The following is a 19,517-nucleotide window of genomic DNA, read 5'->3' on the forward strand; positions in this document are numbered from 1 at the left end:
GTGGGATCCACCTTAGTCATCTCCCTTGCGGGTGATTGCCTGGTCGTACCACATAAGCAGCTTGGGGTCCTCCTGAAGGACGGTTTCAGGGATTTTGCCGGCCACGGTGACGATGGTGGGATAATCTCGCTCTTGCCAGGCTTTCTTGAAGCCGGCGCGGACGGCTTCAAGGCGGAAGACTTTGAGCCGTCGCTGCTTTGACTCTCGGTACTCGTCGAACTCGCGCAGCAAAGCTCGCTCGCGTAGTTTTTCCAGGTCGCCTGCCTTGTTGGGATCGGGCACGTACCAGCGGTCTTTGGCCTTTGCGCATAGAATCGGATCGTCTTTGGGAAGGTTGCGCAGCTCTCTGAAATTGGTGGACAGATAGCTGTGGATCTGAGTGGGTACATCGTTCTTGCCGTCGTAGCGCAGGAAGTTTTGCGCCAGGAGATCCGAAAGCTCCAGGGGTTTTTCGTACTTGTGCCAGCCACCGATCTCCTTGAGGAATTGCGGGTGGAGCTCCTGGAAGGTCTGTGGTTTTTTCGTGAGCTGTTGTTTGAGCCACTGGATCGCCGAGGATTCGTCTTTTACCCAAATTTCAAGCTGGAGCATCTCTTTGACGGTCAAACGTTTTTTGTCGTACTCGGCCGCCTGTTCCGGCAGGAAATACATGCCGTCGCGCTCGGGAAAGCGTTGAGCCAGTCCCTGGTAGAGCTCCGCAGCGGATAGCGGCACTGTCACGCCGCGCTGAACATGGAAAGCAACCATGCGATCAAAGAGAAGGTAGCTCTGACGCTCGGCGATGACCTCAGCCTGGCCGTCCTTGGAGACGAAAACCGGGAGTTGCTTCAGGTGAGTTCGGATGAAATCCCAGACGCCCTCTTCGGTTCCGGCAGTCAGCTTGAAACGTTCTTCGAGCCCACCGTTTGGTTTGTAGGCGGAGATGACCAGGTCCTGTTTGACGGCCGTACTGGTCACCTGCCGATATGATCCCTGCTGCTTGTCCATGGTTCGGACGTCAGCCACGACGAATCCTGCCGCCAGCATGGCTTCCTGGATAGCGTTCCAGACGGCGTTTCGGGAGTTGTGGAACACCACCGTCATCCACCGGCCGGGTTTGAGAACGCGGCAGTATTCCGCAAAACACCGCTGCATAAGGTGCTGATACTCGGGCAAGCCCTTTTTCTTGAACTTGTCTACGATTGCCTCAGGTACGGCATCAGTGAAGACTCGGTGCCAGGATTCAATTAGGAAGTTCAGGTCAGCATAGTAAATGTTTTCGCCAAAAGGCGGGTCGGTAAAGATATAGTCAATACTTGCGTCCGGTAGACTCAATGAAGCTGCAGTACCAGTGGTGACGATCGCATCGCTAGCAGCAGAAGGTCGATTCTGAAAGACTTTGCCAAGGCGTTTCATCTTTCCATCTAGGTTGTACTGGGGCGAAACCTCCGAAATCTGTGATGCAACATAATAGACGCCCGTCAACTGACGGTTGGTTTGTGAAAATGCCGTCGGAAGATATCTGTTGAGCACAGCCATGCCCCATATGGCCTGTTCCACAAAAAACAATAACATGTGACGGATGCGTACGTCCGGATGGGCCTTTGCCTTGCGCCAGAGGGCTGCTAATGACTGAGCAGCACGAGGGAGGAAAAAATGATGGATGTGCGTGAAGCCCTTCGGCTCTATCCGTGAACCGTGGTACATTTGTTCGAGGGGAAATCGGTTTGACGGTATTTCACTCGGCAACGGCATCTGTGCAATACGGTCAAGCAGTTCCAGATCAGCATCGTCCGGCATCTTTTCATAACGCTCACCATTATCATTATAGGAGATGAGCGAGGGCCGAAACTTCACGTGTTTCCAGGTGCCGCCAGTGATGGGATCTGCGCGCGACTCGAATACCCGCTCAAGATTGTCCTTAGTCAGTTTCGCACTACAGTGAGGACAGGGGAAAGAACCTCTGACCCGCTTTGTCTCCTTATTAAGAGCTTCATCGAGGAAGACCACCTCGTCCGAACAGTCGGGGCATGTGAAGACTTCGCTCCAGACTGTATATTCGATCCGGCCCTTTGTTTTGCCGTCAGTATGAAGGGTCTCATACATCCAGGCAAGCTCCTGCTCCACTTCGGCTAGGAGTTTCTTTCCGGCCTTGGCAAATGCTTGGACGTCGAACGGCAGATTGTAGTTGGCGGCAATAAAGGTGGCCGCCGGGGCCAGATCGTTCAACACCACGCGACGGGCGCCCCACTTCGGTTTATCGAGCCCCTGTTTGGCCCATTCGGTCTCCAGCCGAAATCGGTATTCCGCCGGAGCGGCCCCACACCACTGGGCTGCGACACCGGTCATTCCCGAGCCACAGAAGCCGTCCAGAATGACGTCCCCAGGCTCCGTGTAGTGGAGGATCGATGGCACGATGGCCAGGTGTGGCACCTTGGTGTGATAGGAGTGGGCCTTGTAGAGAGGGTCGGTCTTTCCCTCGCTTACATCCACGGCAAACGGGTTACGGCTGTAAGGCACGGACGGATCATATGGCGTCCCGCAACAACGAATGAAGTCATCCAGGAATGGGTTGGGGCATGCGGTGTAGTACGGAGGGTCGGACAAAGACAGGATGTCCTCATCTGAGCCGATGGGAAAGCCCTCGATCTTTCGAAACTCCGGGTCCTTTAGCTTCTCACGCAGTTTCTCCAGGAAGTATTGTCGGCGCTCTTGGTCGTTCGGAAACGTCATGCCCAAGCATTGGACAGGCTTATTATATTCAGCCGCTATCTTCTCCTGATAGGATTTTTCGAACAAAATCCTTTGATCATCGCCAGCAGAAAGGTGATCAGAAGAAGTAGATTTCGTTTTCTGTCTGTTCATCGGTTCGTTTCTTCCTCTTCAACAGCAGCGGATGAGCATGTCCCGGCTCTGAGGCAACTCTGCTTCCAGGTTATGGCCACAGCCTTTTCAATAATTGCCTTCAGACTCGGAGGGACAACAGGCGGTTTGCGCTCGGTGAGTTTGCGAGCGATATATCGAGCAATGAGCGGTTTGCCGGTATCATCGCTTATCCCAAGCTCTTTTCTGGCTTCTCGTGCCAGAGTTTCGGCATCCGGGATTTCCTGCTCAAGGTCAGTTTCCCATTTCTTTGGAAAACAGGCTATACAATCGGAAACAAACAGAGTCTGGGGTGCATCCCCCTGCGATTCGCCAGCCAAAGCCAATAGTTCTTTGGATTTATTGATGATATTCTTGTCCGGACTGCCGTCGTCATAATCAAAGAGAATATAACAAGGGATGTGGAGTTCATTGAATATCCTGAAAAGACGATCCATCGGACCTTTCCCACCACATTCCACAACGCTGATGCCTTGAGGATCAAAGGCGCAGCTTGGAAGTGCATCGGCGTAGATCGGCAAACTGTATTCTTCTGTGAGACCTTCGACGAGGATAATTTTGGACGCGAAGAAACCTTCGTTGCGCCGGGGATTATAGGCATGGGAATACAGATCGCGCATGGATTCAGGAGTGACTTTGCCTTTCAGACGGGAAACCCGTGTTTCAAGATCATCTATCATCCTCGTTATTGGCAGTTGCCACGCCATGCTTGACCTTGTTTTCTTTCCATTATTTTCCTCGAAACGGCTTTCCAGCCGGATGATTTCATCGAAATAGGCCACATCCACAAGAAGAGATGAATGAGTTGAGAAGAGCACTTGATCGCCGCCTTCTGCGACCTTTCTGAAAACGCGTCGTATGGTGCGCTGCGCCTGGGGGTGCATGTAAAGCTCTGGCTCTTCCACGGCCAGAATCAAATTGCGGGTCCGTCCCTCTGGAGAACAAGTCATGTGCTCCGCATAGCGCCTCAAAATGGTGAAAATAACAGCCCGCTGCAGGCCGTGACCTTTGTTCTCGACGGCGTTCCTGAAACCGTCATCAACGAACAGTTTCGGCGCGCTGAGAAGGACCTCAAGTGTTGGCGTCTCAAATTCGATCTCTAAATCGCATTCTGCGAAGAAATCGTTCAGCAACGTGTTGAGCTGCTTCTCCGTTTCGGCAATCAAGGGTACTCGCTCATTGCCTCCCATTCGGTTCATTTGTTTTGCGACTTCGCCAAGGATGCCTTCAATCTTCGTTTTCTTCTCTTGAGTCACGGTGTCAAGGATTGCGTACAGCAATTTTCCGAAGGGACTGCTCTTCGTGCCCTTGGACTCTTCGGTCACATCGCGGACTGCGGGAACCAGAACGAAGAACGGCAGGGTTCCTTTCAGAACGTTGGCATACCCTTTGGGATTGTCGATCCATGCGTCCTTCATCGGAATCTTGTCAAAGTGTTCAGAGACGAATGCCTTGGCTTTCACTTTCCAGTCTTCAACAGCAGGCTTCTTGATAGCACTATCCCATGAATCACCAAAACTGACGCCACCGACAACCAGTTGATCCTTATTCTTCCACCATTCGGCGATATTCTTTCCATTGATGTTGGCTTCCTGGAGCCATTCCGGTTCCGGAATCGGCTTCTTGTAGTGCTGTCCTACCGTGATCTTATCCTCGCCCCTTTCCGAATCGGATTCCGATTCATCGCTTTTGCCGCCTAGTCTCGCGGAACGGGCCATGTGGAACGTTCCGTCCTCTTTCAAATAAGCGGCCAGGGCTTCCTGTTCCTTCTCGGTAAGATCTGAGAAGATGGCTTCCACGCGGATTTCAAGGTTGGTGTCTTTGTTCCAGAAGGCTTCCTCGTTCAAAGACTTGGTGCTCGGGTTGAAGAGGAAATCCAAGGCACGAAGAACCGATGATTTACCAGCGTTGTTCGCACCAACTAGCGCGTGCATGTCGCCGATTTCTAGAGTAATGTCACGACATGACCGGAAGTTTTGTATGCAAAGGTGAGAGAGCTTCATTGAATTGTCCTTTTGTCACGATTTGGGCACAGACCAGACCAGATCGGCTCGGCGTCAAAGCCGAAATGGTAAATGATCCGGTCATTCCCAGTCAGATCACAAATCGTCGCCCCCCAGAAAAAGCCACCCAAGATCCCGTTAAAGCATTCTTAGACAATCAACTCACCCCAAATATGATCATCCCAGCAGGTCTGATCATATTAAAGTATTCGTGATCACATTTCCATAAACATGATCAATCGGCCGAAAATGATCATATTAATGCGATCATGATCACGTTTTCCGCCAAATGGCATCGCGCCCTCCCTTGACGCATGCGATCTGTCCGGCCTCGCGGAGATCTCGAAGGGCGCGATTGATCGTGGGGCGGCTGACTCCTGGACAGACACGCTCGATGTCAGCCACCCGAAACTCCTCCGGCAAGCGTCCAATGGTGTCAAAAACCAATTCTTTCTTGGCCCCGTGGGCAGTGGTCAGCTCGCCGGTTCGACGCTCGAATTCACGATAGGCGCCAAGGAGCATCACGCCCAAGAAATATTCCCACCATGGCAGCAAGGTGTGTGTGCCATCGTGCCAGCCCTGAGAGGATTTGTAGAGGGCGTCGTAGTATCCTTCACGCTGATTTTCGATCAAGTGCTCAAGACTGATGTACCGGCCGACCTCGAAACCGGCATGGTAAAGAAGGAGCAGTGTCAGCAGCCTCGCCATCCTGCCGTTTCCGTCGGTGAATGGATGGATGCATAGGAAATCGAATACATAGGCTGGGATGAGCAGAAGAGGATCAATTTCTCCCTGGTCCCATTTTTCCCGGAAAAGGGTATGGAGCCGCTCCATGGCTTCGGGCGTCTGATGCGCGGGAACCGGCCTGAAACGGACAATTTTGGTTCCATCCGCCCCGGTTTCGGTAATCTCGTTGTCCGTCATTTTCCAGCGTCCCCCTTCTTGGGCGACGAATTGATAGAGATCACGATGGAGTTGAAGAACAATACCGACCGTAAACGGCATATTGGCATGGTTGGCATGAATCGTCGCAAGGGCATCACGGTATCCGGCGATCTCCTGTTCGGATCGATTCCTTGGCGTGGTCTTGTGCTCCACAAGCTTCTTGATCCGTTCGGCCGGTGCTTCAATTCCCTCGATACGGTTGGATGATTCGGTACTCTGGATAATGGAGACCTGGCGCAACGATTCGAGTATTTGAGGCGTCTGCTCCTTGAAAAGTGCTTCCTTTCCTCGGTATTCGCCCAACAATCGGATGGTCCGCAGGAACGAATGAGGTATCGGCTGCCTTTCCAGAAACTCGGATTCGAACGATTTCACGGTTTACTCCACAACAATCCGAACCCTCCCGGGTTCTTTTCCTTTGGTGAGTTGGTCCAGGTATTCCTCGAACCGCTTTTTCATCTCCGCCGGGGTGGCCGGGGAGCCCCCCGAGAGCAGCGCGGCGCGCAGGTCCTCGATCTTGACCGAGACCTTGGTGAGTCCGGATAGAACATCCTTGAGCGCATGGATGAAGTCCTGGCTCAGGTCGTCGGGTAGGGCCCCCTTCTTGATGAAATCCTCTATCAGCTTGCGCGGCTCGGGCTTGAGAAGGCCTAGATTGGTCTTGGTGGTCGGGTCCGCGAGATTGGTCAGCAGCGTTTGCGTCCATCCCTCAATCAGCTTGTCGAGCTCGCCGTCAAAGTCGTCGAGCATGGTTGCCGCAGGGGGGCCTGGCGGCTCGGCTACCGGCTTGAATTTACAGTGTGGACAGAAGGGCGAGGCGTCCAACTCCTGCTCCGTCATTTCGAAACAGCTCTTTAGTGCTGCCAGGCGGTTCTGGAAGTCTAACAAGTGTTGGCGCGGCATGAGGTCGATAATGGAGAGCTTCTGCAGATCCTTGAGTCGCTCATCGCCCATGAGCCTGGCCTTGCGCTTGTCATCGTTCACTCCCAGCCGTGCCTTGACGTGCATGCTGATGTACGTCTGCAGATAGGCTTTCTTGAGATCGTTAAGCTTGTGCTGGGTTTGCTGGTGGAAGCCCGCCGCACCGCGCTTGACTGGATCGCCCATCCGGTCGAGGACCTCGTCACGCACAGCCTTCATCTTCTCAATCCACTCGTGGTCGGTGGGTAGAACCGCCTCGGCTGTGGAAAGATATGAGGCTGCGGACCCGAGGTCGCCCACCAGCTCCTGCAGCAGCTCAATCTCCCCCAACGCATGGAGCCCACTGCGATGGCCGGTGATCTCCTGAGCATCATAGCGCAAGTTCTTGAGCTTTCCGGGCGTGGTGTATGCCTGCAAGGACTCGAGAAAGGCCTTGGTACGATCGAGCTTGGCGCGCAGCTTCACGATTTCATCCTCGGGCAGCAGGCCGCGGCCCCAGAAAAACAGGCCGGTCTGCAAGTTTTGCTGCGTGAGCACAAGCCGTTCCACGGCTTCGGTGATGGCCTTCTGCAGTTGTTGGACCGGTCCATCATTCCCCTGGGTGACCAGCTGGGCCATGCCCGGTGTAAGACCGAGCAACTCGAAGAGCGTTTTGAGTGCAGGCAAATTCCAGTCCTTGGGCCGTTCGACGTGCTTAAACTGGGTGAGCTCGTCAATGCCGGTTCCGGCCAGTTGCGGCAGGCCGGTGGCGTCGAACTTCTTGCCGGGAATGGCCAGGACCAGCTCGCCGGCGTAAACCAGAGCGGCCAGTACGACCACGGCCCATTCAGGCTCCAACCGGAGTATCTGTGGGGCAAGATACTCGATTCCAAAAACTTCCTGGATCAGCTCGGAGCGGTTGACCACCTGGCCATGGCCCTTCTTCTTCACAAGGGCGAGGATATGTTTGGCGTACTTCGACCGGTACGGGTCCAACCTATCGCCATCGAGAAGCTCGAGTCCGTTCAGCACCGCGGTTGCCTGCCTGGTTGGTTTCTGTCCGGAAATGGTGCGGAGCGCATCCTGCGCGGCCTGGGCCCGGGAGGCGCCAAAGATGAGAACTGAAAAAAACGGGTATTCAGGGGCCTGGTCGCTGAAGTGAGGACCAAGGCAGATGCCAGCCACGGTGTTCACCACGTCACGAAAGTTGATACGCTCCTGGGAGCTTGACTTGCCTTTGGTCCACTCTGCAATGGTCTTGGCTCGGCCCTGGTAGGTGACTTCGAAGACACTGGTCATGTTCTTCTGGAGCCATTGAACCAGGTTGCGCAGGAAGCTCGACGCTTTGGATTCATAAGTAGACTTGGCCTGACCGGAAGAAGTGGACGCGAGGTCCAGAGCTGCGGCATAGCTGCCCAGAGCCATGCGGAATTCCTCGTCCATGCTTGCCAGACGCAAGAACAGTTCATCAGATTTCTTTTCGTCCTTGAAATGCGGTGTGTCGAAGGGCTGGATGAAGTAAAGGTAAAAGTCTCGCGGCGGCACTGCGGTAGATCGTTCGTTCGGCGCGCCGAAAAAGAGATATCCCTGGCGTGCGGCCTTGCGCTCCAGCCACTCGATTTCGTGCTGCCAAATCTTGTACCCGGTCACATAGGTCTGGTCGGTACACTCCATTACTCGCCGAAGCGCATCATAGTAGTAGCGATCCAGTTGCGAAGAATCCAGGCTCTCGGCCCGTTTCTCAATCAACGCGTCGAAGTCGTCGGTCTTTTTGAGGTCCAGATAATACTGACGGTTATCCGGATTGGAGGAGATGAATTGTCCACTCACGGTTTTATGAATTTCCCGCAGGACGGTCTCAACCTGGGAGAGCAGATCGTCGGCGGGATCGCCCCCCAGCTCCTCGATGCCGGGCTGGAATAGGCACAGAGCATCCCGCAGTTCTTCAGCCGTCGCGCCGAGAGTCGCGTATATGTCGCCCGTGGTGAGCCGGTGGACCGATAGAGCATGGATCAGTCGCAACGACATGGGCTTGTAGGCTGGGCGTGTCAAGGCCTGCTGTATGCGTGACTCCAATACCTGACTGCAATCGATCACGGCCTTGATGTCCGGCACCGCTCGAAAAGACGGGTTCTCGCGCAGGGTCGTCCAGTATCCGTCGTAAGCGATAAGCCCTGGGATGTCGTCGGGCACGTTCTTCTCGACAAGCTTTTTCATGGACAGAGACAGGGTCTTGAGCACCTCGCGCTTTTCCACGGCGGTCACCCGTTCGAAGGTATCGATGTAATCCGGATGCACAGGGAAGAGGCGCACGAACTCGTCCATCCGCTCGTTCATGCGGTCGTAGAACTTGGTGAAGGGCGTGAGGTACTCGCGGATTTTAGCCTGCTGCTCGGCGGTCTTTTTGAGCAGGCGCTCGGCGACCACGAACTTGACGTTCTTGCGGGCAATGAGGATTTGCTCAAAGCGGTCCTTCACCCGGCGGACGCTGTCGGCCACAAAGGCGAAACGGGGGCTGTCGAAGATGGCTTCCTGCACGCCGGCGATGAAGCGGAACCGCAGGTCCTTGCAGACCTCGCCGATTTCGCGGAGAAAGTTCAGGTCGAGGATCAGCTCCTGGTCTTTTCGGCTCCTAAGAAAATCCAGCAGTTCATCCACCAGGAGAAGCAACCCCTGGTTTGGGTATTTCTTGTGGAAGGCAGCCATCAGATTCTCGAAAGCCACTTTGTGATTCGGCAACTTGTCCTGCGGAGGGAACTGGTAGTCCACTCCCCATCGAGCCAAAGCCTCTTCGAGCTGCATGCAGATGAAATCCCGGAACGGCATGGTGGTCGCTCCGAGCTCGGTTCGGATGACTTTGAATCGGCCGGCTATACGAGAAAAGGCTTTCGCGACGGACTGGTTCGAAAGACCGTCCGCCAGTGCCTCACTTTCCGCAATCGAAGATATTACCGACATGAGGTGTGATTTACCGGTACCGTAGTTGCCGACGACGAGTAATCCCTTATTATCGGTCGGCTGTTCGAACTGCAGCATCGGGATGGCGATAGCGGTCAGCCGGTCGGCCATTTCCTCCGAGACCACATAAGTTTTTACGTGCTCGTGGGCTCGGTCGGTTTGGTCGGCGTGAATGAGCTGTATGGTTGATTCGATTGGCTCGAATTGAATCAGATCTCCGTATTTCACAGCAATTGCCCCCCAAGCGGATTTGTTCCTTGTCTTCATGCCGAGGCCTCCGGGCTGACTACCAGGAAATCCCGTAGCGGATATCGTTTGTATTCGGGGTGATCGGGCTTCGCATAGACCATGTGCTCACCGTCAATGGAGCCGCCCCAGGCCGCAACCACCGTCTTGTTCCGGGAGAGCCCCTGCAACAGTCGAAGCGGGTCCTGTTTGAGCGAGACATCGAACAGCACTTCAATGTTGTCGAGAAGGACCACATCGGCCTGGGCCGCATCCACTACATCGGAGAGGATGCGCGGCAACTGAAGCACCCGCTGACGCTCAGTGAGGTCAAGCATCCGGCGGGACAGCTCGAGATTGACATTGAACAGCGGAGCGTTCGTGCGTTTGTGAACCTCCTGAAGCACGGCGGTCTTTCCCATCCCGGCCGGGGCCACCAGCATGATGAGGCGGTGATACAGCTTGGCAGCCTGCTCGATGCTTCGTATGCTTCTTTCCGCGAGCGGCTCTCCCATTACGGATCACCCCCTGAATCCGCCTCGCTGGATCGAGTTTCATCGAGCCATCGGTCAATGCCTTCTTTTCGGAAACGCCAGTGCCGACCGATCTTCTGGGAGGGAATCTTGCCTTCCCGAACGAGCTTGTAGAGTGTAGATTGTGGGATCTTCAAGTAGGCCGCCAACTCTTTGATGGTCAGTACATCATCTGGTTTTTCATCCATCGGGCGCACCTCCCCAGGGTCAAGACATTGTTGAACCGAAATACATCATATTGATGTTGCAATTTACAGTTACTGACAATTGTTGTCGAACGTTTATCAGAATTTTCTCGCGCGGTGGGTGCAATGGCGTAAACTTCATATACGTCGGTAACAGGCTGGTTAAAGGTTTGCAGACAGTGGATGATGCGGCGTCTGCGAATCCTCAGGTTTTTCGCAGCCCATGGCGATAATTAGGTCAAGACCGTCGGGCTCTGGGACGGGAAGGTTCGACAGCCCTCCCACGAAGGGCTTGAGGTTCTCCATGGGTTGTCCTATAGTCGGGCTCCCCGTGGTAGTCTTCCGGTACCAGCCCGGACGGCCGGTACCGGGAGGTTTCATGGGGAATGTGGCGGGGTGATGTCCCCGTGGAGGAGTGATTTTAGAGTGGGAGGCCGAAGGAATGCTCCGTTCTGCTGCTGTTTTGCTCTTGCTGTGCGTCATGTCGGCTGCTTCCGGCTGTGCGACGGTCCCTGCCCGAAATCCTCAGGCGGAGGCCAAGGCGAGTGAGGCCAACCAGGCTCTGGATGTCTTGAATGCGGATCTGGCGAATTTCTACCCTGACGCAGAGGCTCTCCTCCAGCGGGTGAGACTCCTCCAGCAGCAGCCGGGCTGGGATGAGATGGAAGTGGTGATTCGCGGCACACCGGCCATTCTGGCATATGTAGAAGGGGGGGAAGCGGTGGATTTCGAGAGCATTCCCGAAACGGCTGCCTGGTCCCGCAAGTGGGAGAGACCCTGGAAGAGCCTCTTTTCCGATTACCTGGGGCTGGTGGATCGCTGCAGCATTATGGAGGCACGCCGTACGGCTCTGCTGGAGCGGCTGTTCGTGGTCCAGGCCAAGTACATCGGGGCCACCACCATGGAGCTTTCCAAGGGGCGATATGAACAGGCCCAATCGCTCTATTCCAGGGTCGAGATGCTGACCGGTACGGAGACGGAGCTGAAAGCGTACCAGCTCAATACCATTGGACTTTATGACGTTCGCCCCTGACTAGGGACGCAGCCGTTTTCAGAAACGGGAACACGAGGGGTAAAACCATGCTCCAGAAGATGAAGGCCTTCCTCAAGGAACGAGACCTATGCGTGCTGGCGACCTGCGCGGGCGGCAAGCCTCATTGCTCCCTCATGGCTTATATCACTGATGAAGCGATTGAAACCGTATTCATGGCGACGCTCAGGGATACGCAAAAATTCAAGAATTTATCGGACAATCCCCAGGTAAGCTTCCTCGTCGACGACCGGGGAAGCGAGGGGCGTACAAGGGTTGAAACCCAGGCGCTGACGGTTTCGGGAACCTTTGAGCCGATGGAGGACCCTGTGGAGCGTGGAGCTGTCCTCGCCCGGATGGCTGATAAGCACCCGCACCTGGACGGCCTTCTGAAGCACCCGGAGGCAGAAGTTCTCCGTATTCGCCTGGAATCCTTCCTGCTGCTCCGTGGCGCTTTGGACGCTCATTTCGAGAAGGTTCGCTGAGCCGCCCAGTTGCCTGTAAAAAAAGAAGTATTCTTCAGCTGCTGTCGAGTTGACAAACGTTCCCCTGATATTAATTTTTCTTTAAGTTTTAAGAGAGAGGAAAAAGAGCTTGTTAAACCTGCCCAGAGACTGGGGCACGAGCCGGGTTTACACATGGTGTGACCCGGCTTTTTTATTCCAGGAGGATTGAAATGAATGCAGCAGCAGGATGCCAGGCAAGCACCCCGTCCCCGTATGACCTTTTTGCCCAAGGAGCTTTTACTCGAAAGGACGAAACCGATGACAGGGAGTTTTATGCTCGCGACCGCTTCGTGCAGCACCTCGACAGTGTTGCCCTGTCGACGGTGGAGAAACTGGTGGGGGAGCTCATCAACGAAGAAAATCCCGTCATACTGGACCTGATGGCGGGTTGGGATTCGCACATCCCTTCCACCCTCAAGCCCGGTAAGGTCGTGGGCTTGGGATTGAACGAAAATGAGCTTTCCGGCAACAGGGCCCTTGGCGAATTCGTGGTTCACGACCTCAACGTCGATCCACGACTGCCTTTTGCCGACAACACTTTCGATGCGGTCGTCAATACCGTGTCCGTGGACTACATGACCCGGCCCTTTGAAATATTCGGTGAAGTGGGGCGCATCCTCAAGCCGGGCGGGCTTTTTCTGGTCATCTTTTCCAACCGCATGTTTCCGGGGAAGGCCACTCGCGTCTGGCAGGAAGCCAGTGAGCAGGAACGGGTGGTCATAGTGGAGCAGTTTTTCAAGTATTCCGATGCCTTCGAATCTCCAAGCTTTTTCACGTCCAAGGGGAGGCCGCGTCCCAAGGATGACAAATATGCACACCTTGGAATCCCCAGCGACCCCATTTATGCCGTCTATGCCGATAAGAAAGGGGCGCCAGCCGGGAAGAAGCCGCGTCCCGACGTTTGTGTCTATTCCGGACAGGAATGCTCGGATGAGGAGTTGGAGCGTCGGAAGAAGGCCGTCAAGGACACGCTGCTTTGCCCCTATTGCGGCGAGAAGATGAAGAAATGGACTGTTCCGGTCTCACCTTTCAGCACGTGGGACCTCGAATATGCGTATCTTTGCTTCAACGACCAGTGTGGCTATCTGCTGCGGGGCTGGGAATCCATGAGCAAGCAGGGGAACCGGGGCTATTCCTACCGGCTGATGTATGATCCCCTGCGCGACTACTGCATGCCTCTGCCCGTACCGACCCTGAACGCCCTCAAAGAGGGCATTGTCGAGGACGAATGAGCGTCGAATGATTGCAGGGAGTATGCACCAAAGGGTTGGCATTTGAACGCCCGGAGTTTATGGTATGTAGCGAAGCACAACTCGATACAGTAGAGTGTCCGCAATTCGAGTCGTCATGCAGCAGTTTTTTAGCCGGAATCCTCAAAGAAACTGGATGCCGGCTTAAAAACTGCCGGCATGACAAGTGGCGAAAAGGACATTGTGTTCTGTGTCAGTGTACTGGGGAAAAGGGCTGAGGAGTCCCTTCGCTTGCATCCTTTGAGGATGGAGCCGTTGGACGGGCTTCAATGTGTTGACCATCGATAGAAAAGGAATGCTATGGTGACCAATCAGGATTTGATCAAAATTTTTGAATATGCTCTCAACCAGGAAAGGACGGGAAAAAGCTTTTTTGAAGTTTCCCTCCAGCGTATGGCCAATGGGGCAGCGGTGAATGCCTTCAAGCGGCTGATACAGGAGGAAGAGAAGCATATCGTATTCATTTCGAAGATCCTGGAAAACCTCCACAACAAGCAGTCCTTCACGACAGCGGGTCTGGGGGTGGAGGCCATGGAGCCCACCAACTACTTCGACGAACGGGCGAAATCGGAATTCCTGCAGGAATGCGTGGAGGGGTCCATGGTGCCCGATGTGACGGTGTTCAACACGGCCTGGCTCATCGAAAAAGACCTCAGCGAATATTACGAAAAAATGGCCGCCCGGACGGAAGGAGAGGCGAAAAATGCCTTGGGCATGCTCTCCAATTGGGAAAAGGGTCATGAAAAATTTTTCCGGGAATACCGTGACAAATTATCCGAAGTCTATTCGCGCATGCCGTGGGGCGGTTGATGACCTGTAAAGGTGGCTGATGGACGGAGGGTCCCCCTGCAGCGGTGCTGACATCAGGGGTAGGGTGCATTCTATGCACCATCCGCACTGAAGAAATGCTTGTGTCAACAATGGTGCGTAAAACGCACCCTACAACTATGGCCCGGCGTATTGACAGGAGGGATGCCCATGCGTAGTTTCGCTGCGTGAGGTGCCGACCCGTATGGATCGATGGGACGTTCCAAAGTGGGAAAGATCTTCGTGTAAGTGGTCGGAGAATCCGAATCGTCTATCTCAAAGGAGGCAATATGGCAGATCGCGCAGGCGCCGTAACCATGAAGGGAGCCCCTCTCACTCTGACCGGTAATGAAGTGAAAGTGGGAGCCAAGGCTCCGGATTTTGAAGTCGTCGACACTGGACTCGCCCCCGTCAAATTGTCTTCTTACCTGGGCAAGGTGGTTGTCATTTCGGCGGTTCCATCCCTGGATACCCCCGTGTGCGATATAGAGACCCGACGTTTCAACGCCGAGGCCGCCAACCTGAGCAAAGATGTGGTGGTGCTGACCATCAGTATGGACCTCCCTTTCGCCCAAAAGCGCTGGTGTGGTGCTGCCGGCGTGGAGCACGTCGTCACCCTCTCCGACCATCGCGATGCGGCCTTTGGCCAGGCTTATGGTGTGCTCATCAAGGAATTGCGACTCCTGGCCCGTGCGGTGTTTGTGGTGGCCAAGGCCGGCACCCTCCGCTATGCGGAGCTCGTCAAGGAGCTCACTCATGAGCCCGATTACGATGCGGTTCTGAAGGCGGTGGCGGGTTGCCTGTAGAGAGATGCTGAGCCTTGAAAGCTCGCCGCAGTCCTCACCAGTGATGGAAGCTGCGCATTCGATCGACAGGGGCTTTCGCTCCGTCCCGTGACGGAGCGAAAGCTTTTTTCTTTAAAGTGCTTGACGGGGGAGTGTCTGCGATGAAAGATATTTGCAGGAAATTTATATGGATGGGTGCTGTGCTGGTGCTGGCTTTATCGGGTTGCACAGGGATGGCCCCCGTGAAAGGACAGAGTCAGGACTTCCAACAGCAGGTTGATTGTGGGGGAGATGTTCCGAGCCCTTATCCCCCTTACTGCCATCCCCGCAGATGATTTCGGGCCATGCACCGGAATTTCCCGTCAGGCCCGTCTAATCGTATTCCAGGCTGAGCCCGATGTTGGTGACGAGAACGGGCGTGGTGCTCATTTCCTTCAAATGTTCGGCCAGGAGGAAATTTCTCAGCTTTTCCCCGATTTCTTCCAGGCTGTGACTCTCCAGGAATTCCTCCGCGATGAGGGCATAATGGGTGCTGTCTCCCTGGCTGATGGTGAACCGGTGTATCCCATCCGAGGCTTCACGGCCGCCCTCTACGGCAAATCCTGAAAATTCCGACTCCAAATACTGCCGCACTGCGGCTTTCTTTGCTTCTGTGGACATCCCTGGACTCCCTTGCTCGTGGTGAGGCACGAGCGCCCTTTGTGCCGCCGCGAATGGCGGCATGTTGCGGTGCTCCTTGCCCATCGTCATCGGTTTTTATTAAAATAACACACTTGCCTGGCAGGGATCTACGGAACCTCGCCATGACGTGAAGCCGACCAGGCGTTTCCCTCCTCTGCTGACGGAGCGTGAGACTTGAAATTTTTGGAAAGCCGTCCAGAAGCTCGTTCTTTGAAGTTCTCCAAAAATTCACCTGGGAGAGAATCCAACCCGTTTCGATTTTCCCATTGGTGAAAGCTGGAAGGATAGAATACAGCTCCATGAAGTCCAGGCATACACAGAAGGCTGAAGCCGCAGAGAGGCTCCTGCCTTTACTCAACAACATGCAGGTCAAATTGATGCTGCTTTTCTTCGTGTTTGCCCTGGTGCCTTTCTGTGCCGTGGGGATACTTTCCATCCGCACGGCCGAGGATCTTGTCCTGAACATGGCTGCCAACCAGGTGGAGCATGTGGTGGTGGACAAGACCGCTCTGCTGGAGAGATGGGTTTCCGAGCGCAAGGCCGACCTCGAGGTCATCACCGGCTCATCGGTCCTGAGATCCATGGATCCTCGGCAGATGGCGTCCTACCTGGAATTGGTCCGGAATAAATACAAAGTTTATGATGAAATCTCTGTCGTGTCCCGCAGCGGAGCGGTCATCCATCGCAGTTCCGGCCGAGACGCACGATTCAAGCTGGAGGAAGAGGGGGCGCCCTTCGAGATCGACGGATTCTACATGTCCGACATTCGGTTGAGCCCGAATCACAGGGACTCCTACTTTTGGATCGCTGCACCGCTGTTTGGTCCCTCCGGCACGGTGGAGGGCACTGTCCGGGCATCCGTCGGGACCGGCACCATTCTTTCCGTCATTTTGAGGGTATCCTTGGGCGAGACAGGGGAATGCTACCTCGTGAATGGGGACGGTACCTTCCTCGCACACAAGGATCCCGGTCGAATCCTGACGGAAAATATTGCTCAATCGGAAAGCTATAAGAATATTTTCGGAACGAAGGCACGGGGGGTGATCTATACCGATTACAGGGGCATCGAGGTGATCGGAGCTTCGAGAATGGTGGGCGGAACGGATTGGGCGCTGGTGGTGGAGCAGGACCGAGCAGAAGCTTTCCGGACCGTCGACGGAATCAGGCGTCACATTTTCATGGTCATCGTCTTCTCCCTGTGTGGTACGCTCCTCTCCGCCTGGCTCCTGTCCCGCCATGTGGCCACTCCCATCCGAAAGCTCGGTCAAGCGGCCAATGCCCTTGCCAGGGGGGAGTTCGAAAAGGTAAACATCGTGAGGAGTGATCGAGGGGATGAGGTCGGGATCCTTTCCCGTGCCTTTGGGGAAATGGCCCGACAACTGGAGGATCGTCAGCACACGCTGGAGGAAAAAGTCATCCGGCGGGAAGTGGAGCTCCATGCGACGGATGTGCGGCTCAAGGCGACTGAGGAGGCCGCTGCCCGTTCCCAGCAGCTGGCTTCACTGGGGCAGCTTGCAGCCGGTGTCGCCCATGAGATCAGGACCCCCCTCACATCCCTCAAGATGTTCTTGGAGGCCATCGAAAGCGAGCTGGAGATTGCGGAAGAATATGAGGAAGACTTCCGGGTCGCCGCACGGCAGATCGCGCGCATGGAGGCCACCATCCATCGGTTCCTCGACTTTGCCAGGCCTGAGGATCCCGTCCTGACGGAAGTGGATGTGAGAGATCTCATCGAGGATGCGCTCCTGGTGGTGGGGCCGAGGGCGAAGCAGCAGGAAACGGTTCTGCAGACCCATATAGAGGAGGATCTGCCTCCGATTCGGGCTGATCGAAAGCAGCTGGGGGAGGCATTGCTGAACCTCATGGTGAACGGTCTCGAAGCCATGGGCTCCCGTGGCCTGGTGACAGTCACCGCCTGCCGGGAAGCCGTCTCATGGGAGAGTGGGGCGCGGGAATGCGTGCGCATCGATGTCGCGGATACCGGGACGGGGATCAGTGAAGCCATCCGGCCTCAGCTCTTCGATCCCTTTTTTACGACCAAGGCAACGGGCACCGGGCTGGGGCTTTCCACCGTCCAGAGCTCTCTCCAGCGGCTTGGGGGAAAAGTCAGCGTGGAGAGCATCGTCGGCCGGGGATCGACCTTTTCTCTGTTTATCCCCATCGAGCATGAAGGAATGCCTGGAGAAGATGGAAAAAATACTGGTAGTTGACGATGACGAGGGGCTGGTTCACTTTCTGTCGCGCTTCTTTTCCGGGCAGGAATATGACGTGTATGCGTGCGGCAGCGGCACGGCGGCTCTTGAAAAGGTTCAAAAGGAAGCCTTCGACCTCATTCTCCTCGATTACAAGATGCCCGGTCTGAACGGGCTCGACACCCTCAGAGAAATCCGAAGGCTCCAGGTCAAAACCCCCGTGATCGTCATGACCGCCTACGGTACGATGGATACCGCCATCGAAGCCATGAAGCTCGGGGCCTACGATTATCTGCTCAAGCCTTTTGAACGCAATGAACTGGAGCGGCTCGCCCGGGATGCCCTGGAAGTGAACCGTCTCATGAAGGAAGTCGTGAGCTTCCCGTCTTCGAGTGGGAGGCCTTCCACCGTGCCCAAGGGTGAAGTCAAAATCATCGGCAATCACAGGCGGATGCAGGAGGTCTACAAACTCATCGGGCAGGTCGCCGCCAGGGATGTCACCGTCCTCATCACGGGAGAATCCGGGACGGGGAAGGAGCTGGTGGCGCGGGCCATCTACCACCACAGCTCCAGGAAGGATAAACCGTTTCTTGCGGTCAACTGCGCCGCCATTCCCGAGACGTTGTTCGAAAGCGAGCTCTTCGGCCATGAGCGGGGGGCCTTCACGGGTGCCGAACGGACCCACATCGGCAAATTCGAGCGATGCCACGGCGGGACGCTCTTCTTCGACGAGATCGGGGAGATGCCCTTGTCCACTCAGGCCAAGCTCCTGCGTGCCCTCCAGTATGGAGAGCTGGAAAGAGTCGGGGGCTCGCAGACTTTGAAGGTCGATGTGCGTATCATTGCGGCGACCCACAAGAACCTGGAAAACGCTGTCGAAGAGGGCCGGTTTCGAGAAGATCTCTACTGGAGGCTCAAAATCATCTCGATCCAGCTGCCGCCCCTCCGCGAGCGCGGGGAAGACATCCCCGCCCTGGTGGAATATTTCGTGAGGCGCTTTGGGGAGGAATACCAGGCGCCCATTCGGCGCATCGATGACGGCGCCCTGGCAAAGCTCCAGTCCCATGCCTGGCCCGGGAACGTGCGGGAGCTGGAAAATACCATGCGGCGCGCGATTCTTCTGTCTTCGGGGGATGTCATCCTGGAGGAGCACATCAAGTTTGATTCCGGCCAGCACGACATGCCGCGGGAAGCCATGGGTGAGCCATGCTGGGCCAGGATCGAGAAGGCCCTGGATGCCATCATTCCAGACCTCATCGAGGTCTGCCATAACAAGATCCATGAGAGCATCATCGATCGGGTGGAAAAAACGCTTATCGCCAGGGTCCTTCAGCAGTGCGGGCATAACCAGGTCAAAGCCGCGCGGGTGCTGGGCGTGAGTCGAAACACCCTCCGGCATCGTATGAAAAAATATGCCCTCCCCTCCTCCCCCGATTGAAGGCGCTTCCGTTCTCCCTGCCTCCATTTGCACCACCCCTGTTCAAAAGATGAACAGATATTAAAATGGCTATTGATTTCAAAATGTTGTATCCAAATCTTCTCCAAGAGCCGCTGGTTAGATGCGCGTCATCCAGCAGGCACCACGCCGCCCATCCCATGCTCCTTTAAGCCATTTTGTATAAAAAACAATTGAATCAATGAGTTGGTGTTCGAAG

Annotated in this window: 14 protein-coding genes; 7 read left to right on the forward strand and 7 right to left on the reverse strand. The window is 55.3% G+C overall.

What is annotated here, in order from left to right; translation table 11 throughout:
- Positions 1-12: 12 nt before the first annotated feature.
- From MWC30_RS13650 to MWC30_RS13675, 6 genes are all read right to left on the reverse strand, one after another.
- A complete protein-coding gene (locus tag MWC30_RS13650; protein WP_368860854.1) occupies positions 13-2,712 on the reverse strand; it encodes a DNA methyltransferase in 2,700 nt (899 codons plus the stop codon).
- A 128-nt stretch (positions 2,713-2,840) separates the two neighbouring features.
- A complete protein-coding gene (locus tag MWC30_RS13655) occupies positions 2,841-4,865 on the reverse strand; it encodes an ATP-dependent endonuclease (RefSeq protein ID WP_244084751.1) in 2,025 nt (674 codons plus the stop codon).
- Positions 4,866-5,138: 273 nt separating this feature from the next.
- A complete protein-coding gene (locus MWC30_RS13660; protein WP_244084752.1) occupies positions 5,139-6,185 on the reverse strand; it encodes a Fic family protein in 1,047 nt (348 codons plus the stop codon).
- Between the two features lie 3 nt (positions 6,186-6,188).
- Entirely contained in the window at positions 6,189-9,896 is a 3,708-nt protein-coding gene (locus MWC30_RS13665) for a DUF6079 family protein (RefSeq protein ID WP_244084753.1), read from the reverse strand.
- Between the two features lie 35 nt (positions 9,897-9,931).
- Positions 9,932-10,408, reverse strand: coding sequence for a BREX-3 system P-loop-containing protein BrxF (gene brxF, locus MWC30_RS13670; protein ID WP_244084754.1), 477 nt, complete (start codon positions 10,406-10,408; stop codon positions 9,932-9,934).
- Complete coding sequence (locus tag MWC30_RS13675; protein WP_244084755.1) at positions 10,408-10,614, reverse strand: helix-turn-helix domain-containing protein; 207 nt, start codon at positions 10,612-10,614, stop codon at positions 10,408-10,410. Before MWC30_RS13675 ends, brxF begins: the two co-directional genes overlap by 1 nt.
- Positions 10,615-11,053: 439 nt before the next feature.
- On the opposite strand from MWC30_RS13675, the gene MWC30_RS13680 reads away from it, so the two are divergent.
- The 5 genes from MWC30_RS13680 (at position 11,054) to tpx (ending at position 15,010) form a co-directional block, all read left to right on the forward strand.
- Positions 11,054-11,644, forward strand: coding sequence for a hypothetical protein (locus MWC30_RS13680; RefSeq protein ID WP_244084756.1), 591 nt, complete (start codon positions 11,054-11,056; stop codon positions 11,642-11,644).
- 47 nt (positions 11,645-11,691) lie between these two features.
- Entirely contained in the window at positions 11,692-12,126 is a 435-nt protein-coding gene (locus MWC30_RS13685; RefSeq protein ID WP_244084757.1) for a pyridoxamine 5'-phosphate oxidase family protein, read from the forward strand.
- 191 nt (positions 12,127-12,317) lie between these two features.
- Positions 12,318-13,379, forward strand: a complete 1,062-nt coding sequence (locus MWC30_RS13690; protein WP_244084758.1) for a methyltransferase domain-containing protein — start codon at positions 12,318-12,320, stop codon at positions 13,377-13,379.
- Positions 13,380-13,697: 318 nt separating this feature from the next.
- Entirely contained in the window at positions 13,698-14,207 is a 510-nt protein-coding gene (locus tag MWC30_RS13695) for a ferritin family protein (protein WP_244084759.1), read from the forward strand.
- A 287-nt stretch (positions 14,208-14,494) separates the two neighbouring features.
- On the forward strand, positions 14,495-15,010 hold the full coding sequence (gene tpx, locus MWC30_RS13700) for a thiol peroxidase (RefSeq protein ID WP_244084760.1): 516 nt from the start codon (positions 14,495-14,497) through the stop codon (positions 15,008-15,010).
- 351 nt (positions 15,011-15,361) lie between these two features.
- Here the strand turns inward: tpx and MWC30_RS13705 are convergent, their stop codons facing one another.
- Positions 15,362-15,649 (reverse strand): hypothetical protein, encoded by a 288-nt coding sequence (locus MWC30_RS13705; RefSeq protein ID WP_244084761.1) that lies wholly within the window; start codon positions 15,647-15,649, stop codon positions 15,362-15,364.
- Positions 15,650-15,969: 320 nt separating this feature from the next.
- On the opposite strand from MWC30_RS13705, the gene MWC30_RS13710 reads away from it, so the two are divergent.
- Together MWC30_RS13710 and MWC30_RS13715 are read left to right on the forward strand one after the other, a co-directional pair.
- Positions 15,970-17,880: an ATP-binding protein gene (locus MWC30_RS13710; protein WP_244084762.1), complete on the forward strand. Its 1,911-nt coding sequence runs from the start codon at positions 15,970-15,972 to the stop codon at positions 17,878-17,880.
- Positions 17,858-19,300, forward strand: coding sequence for a sigma-54 dependent transcriptional regulator (locus MWC30_RS13715; protein WP_244084763.1), 1,443 nt, complete (start codon positions 17,858-17,860; stop codon positions 19,298-19,300). Before MWC30_RS13710 ends, MWC30_RS13715 begins: the two co-directional genes overlap by 23 nt.
- The last annotated feature ends 217 nt before the right edge of the window (positions 19,301-19,517 follow it).

It is taken from the genome of Desulforhabdus sp. TSK (assembly GCF_022836495.1).
Taxonomy (GTDB): Bacteria; Desulfobacterota; Syntrophobacteria; order Syntrophobacterales; family Syntrophobacteraceae; genus Desulforhabdus.

Excerpts from the sequence above, each read along its gene's own strand:
- MWC30_RS13705 (WP_244084761.1), bottom strand. The coding sequence starts at position 15,649 with ATGTCCACAGAAGCAAAGAAAGCCGCAGTGCGGCAGTATTTGGAGTCG.
- MWC30_RS13655 (WP_244084751.1), bottom strand. The coding sequence starts at position 4,865 with ATGAAGCTCTCTCACCTTTGCATACAAAACTTCCGGTCATGTCGTGAC.
- MWC30_RS13715 (WP_244084763.1), top strand. The coding sequence starts at position 17,858 with ATGGAAAAAATACTGGTAGTTGACGATGACGAGGGGCTGGTTCACTTT.
- brxF (WP_244084754.1), bottom strand. The coding sequence starts at position 10,408 with ATGGGAGAGCCGCTCGCGGAAAGAAGCATACGAAGCATCGAGCAGGCT.
- MWC30_RS13695 (WP_244084759.1), top strand. The coding sequence starts at position 13,698 with ATGGTGACCAATCAGGATTTGATCAAAATTTTTGAATATGCTCTCAAC.
- tpx (WP_244084760.1), top strand. The coding sequence starts at position 14,495 with ATGGCAGATCGCGCAGGCGCCGTAACCATGAAGGGAGCCCCTCTCACT.
- MWC30_RS13680 (WP_244084756.1), top strand. The coding sequence starts at position 11,054 with ATGCTCCGTTCTGCTGCTGTTTTGCTCTTGCTGTGCGTCATGTCGGCT.
- MWC30_RS13685 (WP_244084757.1), top strand. The coding sequence starts at position 11,692 with ATGCTCCAGAAGATGAAGGCCTTCCTCAAGGAACGAGACCTATGCGTG.
- MWC30_RS13690 (WP_244084758.1), top strand. The coding sequence starts at position 12,318 with ATGAATGCAGCAGCAGGATGCCAGGCAAGCACCCCGTCCCCGTATGAC.
- MWC30_RS13650 (WP_368860854.1), bottom strand. The coding sequence starts at position 2,712 with ATGACGTTTCCGAACGACCAAGAGCGCCGACAATACTTCCTGGAGAAA.
- MWC30_RS13710 (WP_244084762.1), top strand. The coding sequence starts at position 15,970 with ATGAAGTCCAGGCATACACAGAAGGCTGAAGCCGCAGAGAGGCTCCTG.
- MWC30_RS13675 (WP_244084755.1), bottom strand. The coding sequence starts at position 10,614 with ATGGATGAAAAACCAGATGATGTACTGACCATCAAAGAGTTGGCGGCC.